This is a genomic window from Vibrio sp. 1078-1 (genome assembly GCF_033340475.1).
Genome location: NZ_JAWOWM010000859.1, coordinates 1 through 526 on the forward strand (window position 1 = coordinate 1; position 526 = coordinate 526).

Annotated in this window: 1 protein-coding gene; it reads left to right on the forward strand. The window is 47.3% G+C overall.

What is annotated here, in order from left to right; all coding sequences use genetic code 11:
- Window positions 1–526 (forward strand): DEAD/DEAH box helicase (locus R7190_RS30485; RefSeq protein WP_318138294.1); only part of this gene is annotated, 526 nt, incomplete at both ends.

A 526-nucleotide genomic window follows, 5' to 3' on the forward strand; every position in this document is an offset into this window, starting at 1 on the left:
CGCTACAAAGAAGCGGAAATGGACATGGTTATCGACAAAGCCAAACGCGCCACTCCTCAGATTGTGGAACAAATCATTCAATACGCGAGAGAGCGTAAAGGCGTGATGATCTTTGCTGCAACAGTTCGACATGCTCAAGAAATTCACGGCCTGCTGCCAGAAGGCGAAACCGCCATCGTCATTGGTGACACTCCAACGCCAGAGCGCGATGCGATCATTCAAGCTTTCAAAAATCGCGAAATCAAATACTTGGTTAATGTCTCTGTGTTAACCACCGGATTTGACGCGCCTCATGTGGATTTGATTGCCATCTTGCGCCCCACTGAGTCGGTCAGCTTATATCAACAAATTGTTGGACGAGGTTTGCGTTTATCGGAAGGTAAAAATGAATGTCTGGTACTCGATTACGCGGGTAACAGCTACGATTTGTATCAGCCAGAAGTAGGAGATCCAAAACCCGACTCCACCAGCGAGATCATTACTATTCCTTGCCCTGCTTGCGGATTTAACAACAATTTCTGGGGCA